This window comes from Arthrobacter sp. CP30, from assembly GCF_053470025.1.
In genome coordinates this window covers 128,830-144,794 of sequence record NZ_JBQEMM010000002.1, presented here as the reverse complement: position 1 = coordinate 144,794, position 15,965 = coordinate 128,830, and the positions used below count along the sequence as shown (strand labels likewise).

The window sequence follows — 15,965 nt, the reverse complement described above, 5'->3', positions numbered from 1 at the left end:
GGGCACTGCTGATCCCGGCCGTAAACGGCGGATGGTCCCGTCCGGTCTCCATTAGACCAGACGGGACCGGACGGGCCTCCGCTAGGAAGCGACCTTGATGGAGTCGATCGCCATCTGGGCTTTCTCACTCAGTGTGGCCGAGAGGGGGGCGTTCCCGGCCGAGGCCTCGGCCTCGGCCTGCCCGTCCTCGCTGATGACATAGGAGCCGAAGGCCTTCACGAGGTCGACGGTCTCCTGGCTGTCGTAGGTGGTGCAGTAGACGTGGTAGCTGACGAGGACGACGGGGTACGCACCGGATTCGGTGGTGTCGCGCTCCAACTCGAGCGACATGTCCAGCTCGGGCCGGCCCTCGACCGGCGTGGCGACCTCGACGGCCTTCGCGGCCGCGTCCGAGCTGATCTCGGTGTACTCCTCGCCGACCTTGACCTTGGCCTTGCCCAGGTCGCCGACCGCTGAGGCATCGGCATAGGTGATGGCGCCGTCGGTCGAGGTGACCGTCTGGACGACACCGGAGGTTCCCTTGGCATTCTCGGACTGCAGGTCGGCGGGCCAGGCGCCGTCCACCTCGTACGTCCACACCTCGGGTGCGGCAGCCGACAGGTAGTCGACGAAGTTCTCGGTGGTGCCCGACTCGTCCGAGCGGTGCACGACGGTGATGGGGGTGTCGGGCAGCTCGACCCCCTCGTTCTGGTCGGCGATCGCCGGATCGTTCCAGGTGGTGATCGCCTTCGTGAAGATCTTGGCGATGGTGGGGGCGTCGAGGTTCAGCTCGGTGACGTCACCGAGGTTGAAGGCGATCGCGATCGGGGAGATGTACGCGGGGATGTTGAGCGCACCATCGGGACCACAGACCTCCATGGCCTGGGTCATCTCGTCGTCCTTGAGGTAGGCATCCGAACCGGCGAACTGCGCTCCCCCGCTGAGGAAGGCCTTGCGTCCGGCCCCTGATCCGTCCGGCGAGTACTGGACCATGGCGTCCTGGTTCATGGCCTCGAAGCCGGCCTTCCAGGCCTCCATCGCCGAGTTCTGCGAGGAGGCGCCGATCCCGGTGAGGGTTCCTGACACGGCGACGCCGGTGGCGGACGGGGCGGCCCCCTCGGCTGCGGGGGTGTCACCGGTGGCGTTGTCGGAACCGCATGCGGTCAGCGCCAGCGCGGCCACGGAGATTACTGCCGCAGCGCGGCCAAAGCGAAGAGCCTTCACTAGATCTTTACCCCTTCCAGGGATGTGTTCATCGGTGCGCGAGTGGCACTCGGTCGACCTGTACGTGTTCTCGTACCGTCCGAAGCTAGGCACTGCAGGTGAAGAGACTGGCCGAGCGACCTTAACGGAAGGTGAACAGCGCCGGTCCATTGGCCGGTAGGGCCGATCCGCCCCGGTGCATGGGGCGGAGGTCTCCTGCCACCCGACCTCCTACACTGGGCCTATGCCGCCGCGCCAGGGAATCACCAGGGCCCTCGCCTTCCTGCGCAAGCGCTCGCGGACCGGCTTCAGGCGCAGCTCGAACTCGATCGTCACCGCCCTGCAGATGACGGTGTGCGCGGTGGGCGCCTACGCCTTCGCCGAGGAGGTCCTCGGCCACAACGGGCCGCTGTTCGCGGCGACCTCGTCGATGATCTCGCTGGGCTTCTCGCGGGACCCCCGGATCCGGCGGGTGCTCGAAGTGGCGATCGGCTGCACGCTCGGCATCTCGGTGGGCGACCTGCTGCTCACGTTCTTCGGCAACGGCATCTGGCAGGCCGCCGTCGTCCTCTTCATCTCGATCCTGCTGGCGCGGTTCCTCGACAGCGGCACCATCTTCACCACGCAGCTCGGACTGCAGTCCCTCCTGGTCGTACTGCTCCCGGCGCCGGAGGGTGGCCCGTTCACGCGCAGCGTGGACGCCGTCGTCGGGGGCCTGTTCGCGCTCGTGGTGACCATGCTCCTGCCGCGCGACCCGCGGGGGGAGCCGAAGACGAACGTCCGGGGCCTGCTCGAGGAGCTGTCCGGCGTCCTGCGCGAGAGCGCCTCGGCCCTGCGGCAGAGCGACTCCACCCTCGCCTGGCACGCTCTCGTGCGCGCGCGGAACTGCCAGTCGCAGCTCGACGGCCTCACCGGGAGCGTGCGGGCAGCGCAGGAGGTCGCGCGGATCTCACCCGCCTACCGGCGCCACCGGGACGAGCTCGGCTCGCTGCGGAGCTCGGTCGGGTCGATCGACCTCGCGATCCGCAACAGTCGGGTCTTCGCCCGCCGCCTCACCTCGGCCATCAACCACGCGGCCCTCACCGACGACGCGATCGAGAGCCTGGGCCAGGCACTGGCGGACACGGCCGACGCCGTCGACGTCCTCAGCCGGTCCCTCTCGGCACGCGACTCCGCAGAACGCCGCCTCAACCAGCGCCAGGCCCGCGACGAACTCGCCGCCGTCGCGACGGATCTGCACCCGGAGACGCTCGGCATCCAGCGGCTCGAGGGCGAGGGACTGGTCCTGCTCCTGCGGCCCCTCGTCGTCGACCTGCTCGAGGCGACCGGGCTCTCGCACGAGGATGCCGCGGACTACCTGCCTCGCCTCTGACCACGTCCGGCCACGGACGACCCTCGGTGTCGGTGACCGCAGGTAGCCTCGTTCCATGGCCACCAAGACCTCCACCGCCGGGCGTACGGGCCGCGGCAACACCCCGAACTTCCGCTGTGCTGAGTGCGGCTGGACCACGGCGAAGTGGGTGGGCCGCTGCGGCGAGTGCCAGGCCTGGGGTACCGTCGAGGAGACCGGGCAGGTGGTCGCGCGCACGACGGCGGCGGCCGCCGTGACCACGCCTGCCCGCCGCATCGCGGACGTCGACGCCACGCTCTCCGGATTCCAGCCGACGAAGATCGACGAGCTGGACCGTGTGCTCGGCGGCGGCCTCGTCCCCGGCGCGGTGATCCTGCTCGCCGGGGAGCCGGGCGTGGGGAAGTCCACCCTCCTGCTCGACGTCGCCGCTCGGGTGGCCCGCCTCGGCAAGGACGTCCTCTACGTCACCGGGGAGGAGTCCGCCGCCCAGGTCAAGCTCCGCGCCGATCGCATCGACGCGGTCGCGGACTCCCTCTATCTCAGCGCCGAGACGGACCTCGGCCAGGCACTCGGCCAGGTGGAGAAGCTCGATCCCGCGCTGCTCGTCGTCGACTCCGTGCAGACCCTCAGCAGTGCGGCCGTGGACGGCAGCGCGGGCGGCGTGACCCAGGTCCGCGAGGTGGCCGCCTCCCTCATCGGCGCCGCCAAGTCCCGCGGGATGACGACCCTGCTGGTCGGCCACGTCACGAAGGACGGGTCGATCGCCGGCCCCCGCCTGCTGGAGCACCTCGTCGATGTCGTCTGCCAGTTCGAGGGCGAACGCCACTCCCGCCTGCGCCTCCTGCGCGCGGTGAAGAACAGGTACGGCCCCACGGACGAGGTGGGGTGCTTCGACCTGACCGACGGGGGCATCGAGGGGCTCGCCGATCCCAGTGGACTGTTTGTCTCGCGGACGAAGGACCCGGTGTCCGGCACCTGCATCACCGTGACCCTCGAGGGACGGCGCCCGCTGCTGGCGGAGGTGCAGGCGCTGCTCGCCGAATCCCCCAACTCCCAGCCGCGGCGCGCCACGAGCGGCCTCGACAGCTCACGCGTCGCGATGCTGCTCGCCGTCCTCCAGAGCCGCGCCTCGGTGAGCCTGCACAAGGACGACAGCTACGTGGCGACGGTGGGCGGTGTACGCCTGACCGAGCCGGCCACGGATCTCGCGGTAGCCCTCGCCATCGCCTCCGCGAAGACGGATCACCCGCTCCCGGCGCGGCTCATCGCCTTCGGTGAGGTGGGACTCGCGGGCGAGGTCCGTCCCGTCCCCGGCATCGGGCGGCGGATCCAGGAAGCGGAGCGCCTCGGCTTCACCCACGCCATCGTGCCCGCCTCGCCGGGAGGCACGGGTCCGGTGCCGAAGGGTTTCTCGGTCCGTGAGGTCTCCACGCTTGCGGAAGCGCTCGCCCTGCTGTTCTGAGGCCGGCGGCCCAGCGGCCGGCACAGCAGTGTTACCGATCTGCGACGGCAGGCCGTACCGCGGGTTTCGCGCGCGCCAGTAGTATTACTCTCGGCTGCGCGGGCACACCCGCGGGCCCTGCCCGCCGTCGGAGGTTCGACGGCGTAGCCCGTCCGCGCCGGGCTATCGACAGCGCGGCGGCGAAAGGATAGGCCCATGGTTCGCAGTCCGGAGGACTCGCTGAAAGCCACCCTCGCCAGAGTAGCCCCCGGGACGCATCTCCGCGACGGTCTTGAGCGAATCCTGCGGGGGCGGACAGGAGCACTGATCGTCCTCGGTTTCGACCGCACGGTGGATTCGATCTGCTCGGGCGGATTCGACATCGGTATCGAGTTCTCGCCCACCCGCCTGCGGGAACTCGCGAAGATGGACGGGGCGATCGTGTGCGACAAGGACGCAAGCCGCATCCTCCGGGCCGCGGTCCAGCTCGTCCCGGACCACACCATCGAGACGCAGGAGTCCGGCACACGCCACCGCACGGCGGAGCGGGTGGCGAAGCAGACCGGGCTGCCCGTCATCAGCGTGAGCCAGTCGATGCAAATCATCGCCCTCTACATCGACGGCCTCCGCCATGTCCTCGAGGGCTCCGAGCCGGTGCTCGCCCGCGCGAACCAGGCCCTGGCCACGCTCGAGCGGTACCGTGCACGCCTCGACCAGGTGACCAACTCGCTCTCGGCCCTGGAGATCGAGGCCATGGTCACGGTGCGCGACGTCGCGGTCACCCTCCAGCGCCAGGAGATGGTCCGGAGGATCTCGGAGGAGATCTCGCAGTACGTCCTGGAACTCGGCGTCGACGGCCGGCTGCTCTCGTTGCAGGTCGAGGAGCTGACCACGGGGCTGGGACCGGGCAGCGAGATGGTGCTGCGCGACTACATGGACCTCGGCAACAGCACTGCGCCGCTCGACGAGCGCGTGGCGACCCTCCAGGGATTCAGCTCGACGGACCTGATCGACCTCGGGACGATCGCGAGCGTGCTCGGCTTCAACCCGTCGGTCGACTCGCTCGAAGCGGTGATCCAGCCGAAGGGCTATCGGCTGCTCTCGGGCATCAAGGCGGTCCCGCCGGCAGTCGCCAACCGCCTCGTGGACCATTTCGACGGTCTGCAGAATCTCATGGCCGCGAACATCGAGGATCTCATGGCGGTCGACGGCATCGGCGAGCAGCGTGCACGGACCGTGCGCGAGGGACTCTCCCGCATCGCCGAGACGAGTCTCCTCGACCGGTTCATGTAGGAGATCGCGCCACCCACCAGCCCTCCCGGCTGATCGTCCGCCGCGCGGACGGGCGGTGGGACGACAGCCCTACTGCAGGGTGAACTCCACGGACTGACTGCTCCTGGCGCCGAGCCGCGTGATCAGGGTGTAGTCGCCCGCACCCGGCTCCTCGTCCACGACGGTGCACCCAGGGACCGTCCGGTTCCTCGTCCACTCGAAGGTCGCCCGCTCCTCGCCGCCCGGCGCGATGGTGCGCTCGAGATCCTGGGAGCCCTGCTGGCAGTCCGTGGACGAGAAGATCCGCTCGCCACCGGAGGTGATCTCGAAGGCCATCTGCGACGTTCCGACGTTGACGGTGCACGGTTCCTCCCCCTCGTTGCGCACCACCAGAGCGAGGACGGGACTCTCGCCGGAGCCGTAGGATTCCCGGTCCGTCTCAGCAGACACCACGACCCGCGCGGCGTCACACGCGTCCGACGGCGTCGGTTCCGGAGACGCGGCGGTCGGGTCTGCCGAGGGAGTGGCGGTCGGCGTCGCGGTCGGCCCTGCTGTGGGTGGGGCGGAGGGAGCCGCAGCGCTGGGCGCGGGAGTCGCCGCCCCGGGCGTCATGGCTGCGGCGGTCGGCGCCTCCGGGCTCGTCGATGCTCCTGCGGCCGCGTCGTCCGTGCGTCCCAGCGTCCCGGCAAGTGCCATGCCGCCGATCGCGAGCACGGCGACCACGAGGACGGCCAGGATCAGGACGGCCAGCCGCCGCCGCCGGTACACGGCCGGGCTCGCCCGACGACCGCCCCGCCGCGCACTGCCCTGATCGTCCGTATGTGCCATCCGTCAAGGCTAGGGAGGCGGGCGCCGATTCCAGGGGGCACCACGCCGGTGGATAGAGTATCCACGACGATGACCTCGAGGAGCACCACGATGAATCCGGGCAGCGGAAGCGCCGCGGCACCCCCCACCGCTGCCGGCGATGCACAGAGCACGCCCCCGAGCCTCGGCGCGCTCCACGCGCGGGTCACCGAGTGGTTCTCGGACGAGGCCCGCGACCTGCCGTGGCGCGATCCCGCCTGCACCCCCTGGGGCATCTTCGTGAGCGAGGTCATGCTGCAGCAGACGCCCGTGGTCCGCGTCCTCCCGGTGTGGCACGACTGGCTCCAGCGGTGGCCTGCCCCTGCCGACCTGGCAGCCGAACCATCCGGCGCGGCCGTGCGCCACTGGGGCCGGCTCGGCTACCCGCGCCGCGCGCTGCGGCTGCATGCAGCCGCGTCCGCCATGGTCGCCGATCACGACGGCGGGGTCCCGACGACGCACGACGAACTACTGGCTCTTCCCGGGGTCGGCGCCTACACCGCCGCCGCCGTGGCGGCTTTCGCCTTCGGACGGCGCGAGACGGTGGTGGACACGAACATCCGGCGCGTCCACGCCCGCCTCGTCGGTGGAAAGGCCCTCCCGGCCCCCGCACTCACAGCAGCAGAGATGAAGCGGGCGGTGGCCCTCATGCCCGGGGACGCGCGATCGTCGGTCGCGTGGAATGCGGCCGTCATGGAACTGGGGGCGGTCGTCTGCACGGCGCGGGCTCCGCGCTGTGTCGCGTGCCCCGTCCTGGACGCCTGCGCCTGGGTGGCGGCAGGACGCCCGGCACCGGACTACGTCCCGAAAGGACAGGCCTGGGCGGGAACCGACCGCCAGGTCCGCGGTGCGATCGTCGCCGTCCTCCGGCACGCCGAGGGCGACGTGCCGCGCTCGGTTCTCCTGGACGCGCCGGTGGACCTGCTGCGGGGAGGCTCGTCGACCGTGGCGCCGACGCCCGGTCCCCTGGCCGCGCTGTACGGCCTGCAAGCTCCGTCGGAGCAGCTCGAGCGCGCCCTCACCGGCCTCCTCGCCGACGGGCTGGTGGAGGAGTCCGGGGGGCTCGTCCGCCTGCCCGGATGATCCGCCGATCGGGCGCGCGAGGCGGCCGGACACGGCACCACCGGCTGCACCGGTAACGACCGGTCTCCTGGACCAGCCCGGACACACCACCGGCAGCCCGGTACCGACCGGTCTCCGCGCTACCTCCGATCAGGACGGTTCGCCGAAGCCGGACTCCACCGCCTGCGCCACGAAGTCGACGGCGGCCTGCGCGTCCGGCCCCGAGGCCTCGACGTCGACCGTCCGTCCCTGGCCGAGCCCGAGGCTCATGAGCAGCATGACGGACGTGCCGTCGACGCCGTTCACCGTCACCTCCGCGTCGAGCTCGAGCAGACCGGTGGCGAGTGTCGCAGCCGGCCGGGCGTGCAGTCCCATCTGGTTCGGCAGGACGAAGGACCCGGCGGCCACCGGGCCCGCCGCGGACCCGGCGGCTCCCGGCCCCTCCGGCCGGGCTTCCTCCCGGCCCGGCGCCGCTGCAGCGTGCGAGACGAAGGGTTCGAGCTCCTCGGGTCGGATGGAGACGACGGCGTTCTCGGCCGCCCGCAGCACCTCGTCGAGGGACGAGCCACCCTGCGCCTGGACCGCGGCGGCGACGGCACCCTCCACGAGGGCCGCCTCCGCCAGCCGCACCCCGTCACGGGCCTCAGGCTCCAGGAACTCGAGCACCATCTCTGCGGTCATCACCGCGGAACCCAGGTCCGTCAGGATCACGACCCCGTCACCGCCCGAGGCCTTGTCGATCCCCTCCTGCACACGCTCGAAGCTCGTGCCGATCCGGGACCGTCCTTCGCCGTCGTCCGCTCCCCCGGCGGCGACGAGGACGACGTCGGGAGCCATCTGCGCCGCGAGTTCGACGACGCCCTCGGCGATCTTCCGGCTGTGCGAGACGATGACCAGCCCGACGCTCACGCGACCTCTCCACCGGCTGCCTCGGCGGCGGCCCGCAGGATGAGGGCCGTCGAGACCGCCCCCGGATCCTGGTGGCCCGCGCTCCGCTCGCCGAGGTAGCTGGCCCTGCCCTTCCGGGCGATCAGCGGTTCCGTGGCCACGGCGCCGGCGTGCGCGGCGTTGGCCGCGGCGGCGAGCACCTCGGGGGCCGTGGCTCCGGCCTGCGCCGCCGTCTCCGCCGCTTCGGACGCCGGCGTCCACGCATCGACCATGGTCTTGTCCCCCACCTCCGCCTTCCCGCGCGCGACGATGCCGTCCCGAGCGGCCGCGATCATCCCGGCCACTCCTGTCGGATCGACGGTGCCGGTGTCACCCAGCGACGTCGCCGCGCGGATGAACGCCGTCCCGTACAGCGGGCCGGCCGCTCCTCCGACGGTGGACATGAGCGTCATCGCCACGAGCTTGAGGACGGCGGCGGGTGTCTCCGGTGCGTCGCCGTCGAGCTTGAGCAGCACGGCGCCGAATCCCCGGTCGAGGTTCTCGCCGTGGTCGGCATCACCGATGGCGCGGTCGAGGTCGATCAGGAGGGCTCGGTTCTCGGCGACGACCTGCGCCGTGCCGCGCATCCATCGGACGGCCCAGGCGGCGTCGAGTGGTCCGGTGGCATCGGCCACGCTCATGCTCCCCAGCGCAGCGCGGCAGTATGCACCGGTGCGTCCCACAGGTCGAGCATCTCGTCGTCGGCGCGGAGGATCGTGAGGGAGGCGCCCTGCATCTCGAGGGCCGTGATGTAGTTGCCCACCAGCGAACGGTCGATGCTCACGCCCAGGTCCCCGAGGAGTTGCGCCACCTTGCGGAACACGATGTACAGCTCGCTCGCGGGTGTCCCGCCCATCCCGTTGACCATGACGATGGTGCGGTCGCCCGAGGTCAGGGACAGATCCGCGACGATGGAGTCGAGCAGACGCTGCGTGATGCCGTCTGCGTCCTCCATGGCGATGCGGTGCCGGCCCGGCTCGCCGTGGATGCCGATGCCGATCTCGATCTCGTCCTCTGCGAGCTCGAAGCTGGGCACGCCCGCATGGGGTACGGTGCAGGCCGCGAGGGCCACGCCCATGGAGCGCACGCCGTCGATCACGCGCTGCGCGATCGCCGTCACGGCGTCGAGGTCGTCGCCCCGCTCCGCCGCTGCTCCCGCGATGCGCTCCACGAGGACGGTACCGCCCACGCCGCGGCGCCCGGCCGTGTAGAGCGAGTCCTCGACGGCGACGTCGTCGTTCACGAGGACCGAGCGGACGGAGATGCCGTCCGCCTCCGCCATCTCGGCCGCGGTCTCGAAGTTGAGGACGTCCCCGGTGTAGTTCTTGACGATGTGCAGCACCCCGGCGCCGCCGTCGACGGCCGCGGTGGCGGGGATGATCTGGTCGGGGGTCGGCGAGGTGAAGACCGCCCCCGGCACCGCGGCATCGAGCATCCCGCGGCCCACGAACCCTGCATGCAGCGGCTCGTGTCCGCTTCCACCACCGGAGACGAGGCCGACCTTCCCCTGGACGGGCGCATCCTTGCGGGTGATGAACAGCGGCTCCGGATGGACGGTCACGAGGTCGGCGTGGGCGATACCGAATCCCTCGACCGACTCGTTGACCACGGCTCTGGGGTCATTGATGAGCTTCTTCACGACGGCGGCTCCTAGCCTGCGAACGGACGGATGACAGCCTGCAGCCCGCCTCACGTGGACCACCCCGGCCATGGGTGACACGTTACCGCCCGTTCCCCGGCCTGCCTATAGCCCGGCCGCTCCGTGCAATCGACGCCCGACGCCGGAGGGAGGGGCCCTGGATCAGGCCCCTCCCTCCGGTTCTCAGGCCACCCGATGAAGGATGAGCCCCGGTTCGATCAGTCGCGCTTGAACGCGTCCTTGACGTTCTCGCCGGCGTCCTTCAGGCTCGAACTCGCCTGGTCCTTGTGGCCCTCGGCTTCAGTGTCCTTGTCGCCGGTCGCCTTGCCGAGACCTTCCTTGAGCTTGCCGCCCAAGTCCTGGCCCTTGTTCCCGATCTTGTCATCCAGTCCCATGATGCGGACCTCCTTCAGTCGGTGTGCAGCCACCGGTTCCGGTGGCGTCCCGGCATCCCCCTGAGGGAATGCTAAGTAGTCTTACCTTATCGTCGTGGCGCCGCTGATGCCAGCCCCAGGGACGAAGCAGGTCAGAGCTGCCTGATCATGCGGGTGTTCCCGAGCGTGTTCGGCTTCACCCGGGCGAGATCGAGGAACTCGGCGACCCCCTCGTCGTGCGAGCGGAGCAGCTCGGAGTAGATCCGCGGATCGACGGCCGACTGGTCCGCCATCACCTCGAAGCCGTGCCGGCGGAAGAAGTCGACCTCGAAGGTCAGGCAGAAGACGCGGCTGACCCCGAACCCTCGTGCCTCCTCCAGCAACTCCTCGACGAGGGCATGCCCCACACCACGTCCGCGGGCGGCGGGGGCCGTCGCCAGGGTACGCACCTCCGCGAGGTCCTCCCACATGATGTGCAGCGCGCCGCAGCCCAGCACCTCGCCGTCGTCGGACTCGGCGATGCGGAACTCGGGGAGGCCCTCGTAGTAGGCCACGGTCTCCTTCGCCATCAGGATGCGCTCCTCGGCGAGCGGCTCGACGAGGGCCTTGATAGCGGGGACGTCCGATGTGCGGGCGCGGCGGAGGCTGAAGGTCGGGCTCATCCTGCCCACTCTAGCGATCGCCCACGACTGCGGCCCGCCTACAGGCCGAGTTCGCGGGGCAGTTCCCGCTCCTCCCCGAGGACGTTCGAGGCCAGGAACGCCTCCACCACCGAGTACCAGATCTTCGCGTGCTGCGGCTTCAGGATCCAGTGGTTCTCGTCCGGGAAGTAGAGGAACCGGTGGGGCGTGACGCCGTGCCCGTCCGCAGGGAGCTTCGAGGCGGACAGGAGGTCGTACCAGAGGCGCAGTCCCTCGCCGATCGGCACGCGGTAGTCCTTGTCCCCGTGGATGACCAGCATGGGTGTATCGATGTTCCCGACGTGCGCGTGGGGGGAGTTCTCGAGCATCGCCTCCGGGGTCATCTCACGCGCCCAGTAGTACGCTGCATCCGTGGTGCCGCCGAACTGGTCCAGCGCCCAGAGACTCGCGTGCGTGACGATCGCCGCGAAGCGGTCCGTGTGTCCCGCGACCCAGTTCGCCATGTACCCGCCGAAGCTCCCGCCCATCGCTGCGACGCGCGTCCCGTCGATGTCGTCGCGGGCCACGAGGTCGTCCGTTGCGGCCATCAGGTCGGTGTAGGGAGCTGCGCCCCAGGAACCCCAGCCGCGGTCGACCATGTGCTGGCCGTACCCGGTGGAGAGCGCGGGATCCGGCAGCAGGACCGCGTAGCCGCGGGCTGCCATGACCCAGGGGGACCAGCGCCAGGTCCAGGCGTTCCACGAGCCGATCGGGCCGCCGTGAATCCACAGGAGCGCCGGCACGGGGGCATCCGCGGACGCCCCTTCCGGGAGCACGAGCCAGGACTTCACGGCCTGCCCGTCCTCACCGACCGACGCCACCCGCTCGAGCGTGCCGGGCAGCTCCGGACGTTCGGCAGGGTTCTGCAGGCGGTCGGTGGCCCCCGTGGCGAGGTCGATGCGCACCACTTCTGCCGGGAAGAGGTAGGAACTGCGGACGGCGTAGGCCGTCCTGCCGTCCGGGGAGACCTGGACGTCGGAGTAGGCAGCAGTGTCCTCCGTCACCCGCCGCACCGCACCGGTCGCCACGTCGATGACGACGACGGGTGCCCCGCCGTCGTCGTCCGCCGTGGCCACGAGCGACGAGCCGTCCGGCAGCCAGGCCTCCGGCGACGGCCAACGGTCCCAGTCCGCCGCCAGCTGCCGGGGCTCTCCCCCGTCGAGCGGGAACAGCAGGAGGCTCGACTGCGGCGCCAGCTCGGCCGTGGTCCGGCGGTCACGTGTGACGGCGAGATATCTGCCGTCGGGGCTGACCGGGCCGGGAGTGTAGTCGTTCTCCCGATCGTCGAGCAGGACGCTGAGTTCCCTGGTGGCCAGGTCCACGCGCACGAGGACCGAGCGCTGCGAGCCGAGCTCCTCGGGCACGGTCAGCGAACTGAACAGCACGCGTCCGTCCGGGCTGAGCACGGCATGGGCGTTCCGCAGCCCGCCCCGCGCGGAGGGAAGGATGTCGTCGAGGGTCGGTCGCCCGTCGCCGTCGACATCGGTCACCTCGAGGTATCGCGGCTCGTCGGGGCCGAGGTCCGCGTCCCAGTAACGCACCGGGTAGCCCGCGTGCAGGATGGCTGCGACGCCGGAGTCCTTCCGCGCCTTCCGCCGCTCGGCGTCGTCCTCCTCGCCGGTCGAACCGGCGAGCGCGTCGGCCGTCAGGACGACGACGTCGGCCTCGGTGGCGGTCAGCACGCCGGACACCCCACCCTCACGCGTCACGAGGAGCAATGCCTCGCCTCCGGTCGCGGGCAGCCGCCAGAGCGACGGACGCTTCTCGCCGTCGGCATCCTCGGGATCGGGGCGGGCGGAGGTGAAGAGGAGGTCGCCGCCGGCGAGGAACGCCGCACCGGACTCCCCGGCGGAACTGCGGGTCAGCCGACGCGCGGGCTGTGCGCCCGAGGGGTCGATCTCCCAGAGCGCGCTCTGGTAGGCGGTCTTCTTCGGATCGAGGGTGGCGACGGACGTGACGAGTCGCGTGCCCTCCCTGTTGAGCACGAGTCCGCTGAGGCGCGGCAGGGCGACGAAATCCTCGAGGGAGGAGAAGGGCGTGGTCATGCCTCATCTCTACCACCGGTGTGTGCGTCGTCACAGGGAGTTCACTCAGGGATGAATTCCGTTGCCGCGGGCACCGATCGACTCGGCAGGAAACGACGGAGCCCGCCCCGGTGATCCGGGACGGGCTCCGTCGTCGTGCTGGCAGGGACCTCGCCTACTCCGGGACGCTCGCCTCGAGCGCAGCCGGTGAGTCCTCGATCTCCTTGGGTGCACCGTGGGGGGTGAAGGTGAAGATCGCGTCCACACCCTCGCCCTCGACGTCGACGGCCACGCGCTCGCCCGACTTGATCTCCCCGAAGAGGATCTTCTCGGACAGCTGGTCCTCGATCTCGCGCTGGATGGTGCGGCGCAGCGGCCTGGCACCCATCGCGGGATCGTAACCGCGGGTCGCGAGGAGCACCTTCGCCGCAGGCGTGAGCTCGATCGTCATGCCCTTGTCGGCCATGCGGCCACTCAGACGCTCGAGGAACAGGTCCACGATCTCGACGATCTCGTCCTGCGTGAGCTGCGGGAACACCACGGTGTCGTCGACACGGTTGAGGAACTCGGGCCGGAAGTGCTGCTTGAGCTCCTCCTGCACCTTGGCCTTCATCCGGTTGTAGCTCGTCGTGGTGTCGGAGCCGGACTGGAAGCCCGTCATGACGCCCTTCGAGATGTCCCGGGTCCCGAGGTTGGTGGTCATGATGATCACCGTGTTCTTGAAGTCCACCATGCGGCCCTGACTGTCGGTCAGGCGACCGTCCTCCAGGATCTGGAGGAGCGAGTTGAAGAGGTCGGCGTGGGCCTTCTCCACCTCGTCGAAGAGCACCACGGAGAACGGCTTGCGGCGGACCTTCTCGGTCAGCTGGCCGCCCTCCTCGTAGCCCACGTACCCGGGAGGGGCACCGAAGAGCCGCGAGACGGTGTGCTTCTCCGAGTACTCGGACATGTCCAGGGTGATGAGGGCGTCCTCCTCACCGAACAGGAACTCGGCAAGAGCCTTGGCCAGCTCCGTCTTACCGACACCCGTGGGGCCGGCGAAGATGAAGGAGCCGCCCGGACGCTTCGGGTCCTTGAGGCCGGCGCGCGTGCGGCGGATGGCCTGGGAGATGGCCTTGATGGCCTCGTTCTGCCCGATGACCCGCTTGTGCAGCTCGGCCTCCATGTTGAGCAGTCGCGAGGACTCGGCCTCGGTCAGCTTGAACACGGGGATTCCCGTGGAGTTGGCCAGCACCTCGGCGATGAGCTCCTCGTCCACCTCGGCGATGTCGTCCAGTCCGCCGGACTTCCAGCGGCGCTCCTTGTCGCTCCGCTCGTCATGGAGCTTCTGCTCCTTGTCGCGCAGTGCGGCGGCACCCTCGAAGTCCTGGGAGTCGATGGCCGACTCCTTCTCGCGCTTGACGTCCGCGATGCGCTCGTCGATCTCCTTGAGCTCCGGCGGGGCCGTCATCCGACGGATGCGCAGCCGCGCGCCCGCCTCGTCGATGAGGTCGATCGCCTTGTCCGGCAGGAACCGGTCGGAGATGTAGCGCTCGGCGAGCGTCGCAGCACTCGTCAGCGCACCGTCGGTGATCGAGACGCGGTGGTGCGCCTCGTAGCGGTCCCGCAGGCCCTTGAGGATCTCGATCGCGTGGGCCACGGAGGGCTCGGCGACCTGGATCGGCTGGAAGCGGCGCTCCAGCGCTGCATCCTTTTCGATGTGCTTGCGGTACTCGTCCAGCGTGGTGGCGCCGATCGTCTGGAGTTCGCCACGCGCGAGCATGGGCTTCAGGATCGACGCGGCATCGATGGCACCCTCGGCGGCACCCGCGCCGACGAGCGTGTGGATCTCGTCGATGAACAGGATGATGTCGCCGCGCGTGCGGATCTCCTTGAGGACCTTCTTCAGTCGCTCCTCGAAGTCACCGCGGTAGCGTGAGCCGGCGACCAGGGACCCGAGGTCCAGGGTGTACAGCTGCTTGTCCTTGATGGTCTCCGGGACGTCCCCGCGCACGATCGCCTGAGCGAGACCCTCGACGACGGCGGTCTTGCCGACGCCGGGCTCGCCGATGAGCACCGGGTTGTTCTTGGTGCGGCGGGAGAGGACCTGCATGACGCGTTCCATCTCCTGCTCGCGCCCGATCACGGGATCGAGCTTGGACTCCCGAGCAGCCTGGGTCAGGTTGCGCCCGAACTGGTCCAGCACCACCGAACCCGCCGGGGTGCCCTCCTGCTGGGGGCCGCCGGCAGCTGCCGGCTCCTTGCCCTGGTAGCCCGAGAGCAGCTGGATGACCTGCTGGCGGACGCGGTTGAGATCGGCCCCGAGCTTGACGAGGACCTGCGCGGCGACGCCCTCACCCTCGCGGATGAGACCGAGCAGGATGTGCTCGGTGCCGATGTAGTTGTGGCCGAGCTGAAGGGCCTCCCGGAGGGAGAGCTCCAGCACCTTCTTGGCCCGGGGGGTGAAGGGGATGTGACCGGACGGGGCCTGCTGGCCCTGGCCGATGATCTCCTGCACCTGTTCCCGTACGGCACCGAGGGAGATGCTGAGTGACTCGAGGGCCTTGGCGGCAACACCCTCACCCTCGTGGATCAGGCCAAGCAGGATGTGCTCGGTGCCGATGTAATTGTGGTTGAGCATGCGGGCCTCTTCTTGGGCCAGCACAACAACTCGACGGGCACGATCTGTAAATCTCTCGAACATCAGACACACTCCTAGCTAACGCGTATTTCGATGCTACGGGCACGGGGTGTGCTTTGGGCGCGTGTTCGCCACAGGCGAGATAAGCCGGGAGGGGCTTCCGCTCCGACGCCCGGAGGGGATGGTCAGCGCTGAGCTGCGCGGTACGCCTCCACGATCTCGCTGTTCACGCGACCGCGGGAGGAGACGCTGTACCCGTTCTCCTTGGCCCACTCGCGGATCTGCGCGGCTTCCTGGTTCCGCGAGGCGGACGGAGCGCTTGCGGAACCCGACCGCTGCTTCGTCTGGTTGCTGCGGCGGGCGGCCCCGACGTAGGCGACGAGGGCCTCGCGGAGTTCGGACGCGTGCGCCTCGGAGAGGTCGATCTCGTACTGGACGCCATCGAGACCGAAGCGCACCGTCTCGTCGGCTTCTCCGCCGTCGATGTCGTCGATGAGGATGATCTTTACCTTCTGCGCCACAATGTCTCCTAATGGTTACTCGATAG

General features: G+C 70.0%; 14 protein-coding genes. 4 read left to right on the top strand and 10 right to left on the bottom strand.

Annotated features, from left to right (window positions below; translation table 11 throughout):
• Nucleotides 1-81: 81 nt before the first annotated feature.
• Nucleotides 82-1,203, bottom strand: coding sequence for a phosphate ABC transporter substrate-binding protein PstS (locus ACTIMO_RS03990; RefSeq protein ID WP_422391002.1), 1,122 nt, complete (start codon nt 1,201-1,203; stop codon nt 82-84).
• 223 nt (nt 1,204-1,426) lie between these two features.
• Between ACTIMO_RS03990 and ACTIMO_RS03985 the strand changes: the two genes are divergently transcribed.
• The 3 genes from ACTIMO_RS03985 to disA all read left to right on the top strand — a co-directional run bounded on the left by ACTIMO_RS03985 (nt 1,427) and on the right by disA (nt 5,267).
• Nucleotides 1,427-2,554, top strand: coding sequence for an FUSC family protein (locus ACTIMO_RS03985; RefSeq protein WP_422391001.1), 1,128 nt, complete (start codon nt 1,427-1,429; stop codon nt 2,552-2,554).
• 55 nt (nt 2,555-2,609) lie between these two features.
• The gene (gene radA, locus ACTIMO_RS03980; RefSeq protein WP_448181544.1) at nt 2,610-3,995 is read left to right on the top strand and encodes a DNA repair protein RadA; all 1,386 of its coding nucleotides are present in this window, start codon (nt 2,610-2,612) and stop codon (nt 3,993-3,995) included.
• Between the two features lie 195 nt (nt 3,996-4,190).
• Nucleotides 4,191-5,267 (top strand): DNA integrity scanning diadenylate cyclase DisA, encoded by a 1,077-nt coding sequence (gene disA, locus ACTIMO_RS03975; RefSeq protein WP_055765885.1) that lies wholly within the window; start codon nt 4,191-4,193, stop codon nt 5,265-5,267.
• Nucleotides 5,268-5,336: 69 nt separating this feature from the next.
• On the opposite strand, the gene ACTIMO_RS03970 is transcribed toward disA, so the two are convergent.
• On the bottom strand, nt 5,337-6,074 hold the full coding sequence (locus tag ACTIMO_RS03970) for a hypothetical protein (RefSeq protein WP_448181543.1): 738 nt from the start codon (nt 6,072-6,074) through the stop codon (nt 5,337-5,339).
• A gap of 69 nt (nt 6,075-6,143) precedes the next feature.
• Here ACTIMO_RS03970 and ACTIMO_RS03965 point away from each other — a divergent pair, with 69 nt between their 5' ends.
• Nucleotides 6,144-7,175: an A/G-specific adenine glycosylase gene (locus ACTIMO_RS03965; RefSeq protein ID WP_422390998.1), complete on the top strand. Its 1,032-nt coding sequence runs from the start codon at nt 6,144-6,146 to the stop codon at nt 7,173-7,175.
• Nucleotides 7,176-7,304: 129 nt separating this feature from the next.
• Here ACTIMO_RS03965 and dhaM read toward each other — a convergent pair whose 3' ends face one another.
• The 8 genes from dhaM to ACTIMO_RS03925 form a co-directional block, all read right to left on the bottom strand.
• A complete protein-coding gene (gene dhaM, locus ACTIMO_RS03960; RefSeq protein ID WP_422390997.1) occupies nt 7,305-8,063 on the bottom strand; it encodes a dihydroxyacetone kinase phosphoryl donor subunit DhaM in 759 nt (252 codons plus the stop codon).
• Nucleotides 8,060-8,722 (bottom strand): dihydroxyacetone kinase subunit DhaL, encoded by a 663-nt coding sequence (gene dhaL, locus ACTIMO_RS03955; RefSeq protein ID WP_448181542.1) that lies wholly within the window; start codon nt 8,720-8,722, stop codon nt 8,060-8,062. Before dhaL ends, dhaM begins: the two co-directional genes overlap by 4 nt.
• Nucleotides 8,719-9,720 carry a dihydroxyacetone kinase subunit DhaK gene (dhaK, locus tag ACTIMO_RS03950; RefSeq protein WP_422390995.1) on the bottom strand — a complete coding sequence of 334 codons (1,002 nt, stop codon included), beginning with the start codon at nt 9,718-9,720 and terminating at the stop codon, nt 8,719-8,721. Before dhaK ends, dhaL begins: the two co-directional genes overlap by 4 nt.
• A 218-nt stretch (nt 9,721-9,938) precedes the next feature.
• A complete protein-coding gene (locus ACTIMO_RS03945) occupies nt 9,939-10,115 on the bottom strand; it encodes a CsbD family protein (protein ID WP_082471157.1) in 177 nt (58 codons plus the stop codon).
• Nucleotides 10,116-10,246: 131 nt separating this feature from the next.
• Nucleotides 10,247-10,756 (bottom strand): amino-acid N-acetyltransferase, encoded by a 510-nt coding sequence (locus ACTIMO_RS03940; protein ID WP_055765902.1) that lies wholly within the window; start codon nt 10,754-10,756, stop codon nt 10,247-10,249.
• Nucleotides 10,757-10,794: 38 nt separating this feature from the next.
• Nucleotides 10,795-12,819, bottom strand: a complete 2,025-nt coding sequence (locus ACTIMO_RS03935; protein ID WP_448181541.1) for a S9 family peptidase — start codon at nt 12,817-12,819, stop codon at nt 10,795-10,797.
• Nucleotides 12,820-12,973: 154 nt separating this feature from the next.
• Nucleotides 12,974-15,481, bottom strand: coding sequence for an ATP-dependent Clp protease ATP-binding subunit (locus ACTIMO_RS03930; RefSeq protein ID WP_055765906.1), 2,508 nt, complete (start codon nt 15,479-15,481; stop codon nt 12,974-12,976).
• Nucleotides 15,482-15,603: 122 nt separating this feature from the next.
• Entirely contained in the window at nt 15,604-15,939 is a 336-nt protein-coding gene (locus ACTIMO_RS03925) for a histone-like nucleoid-structuring protein Lsr2 (RefSeq protein WP_448181540.1), read from the bottom strand.
• Nucleotides 15,940-15,965 lie beyond the last annotated feature (26 nt).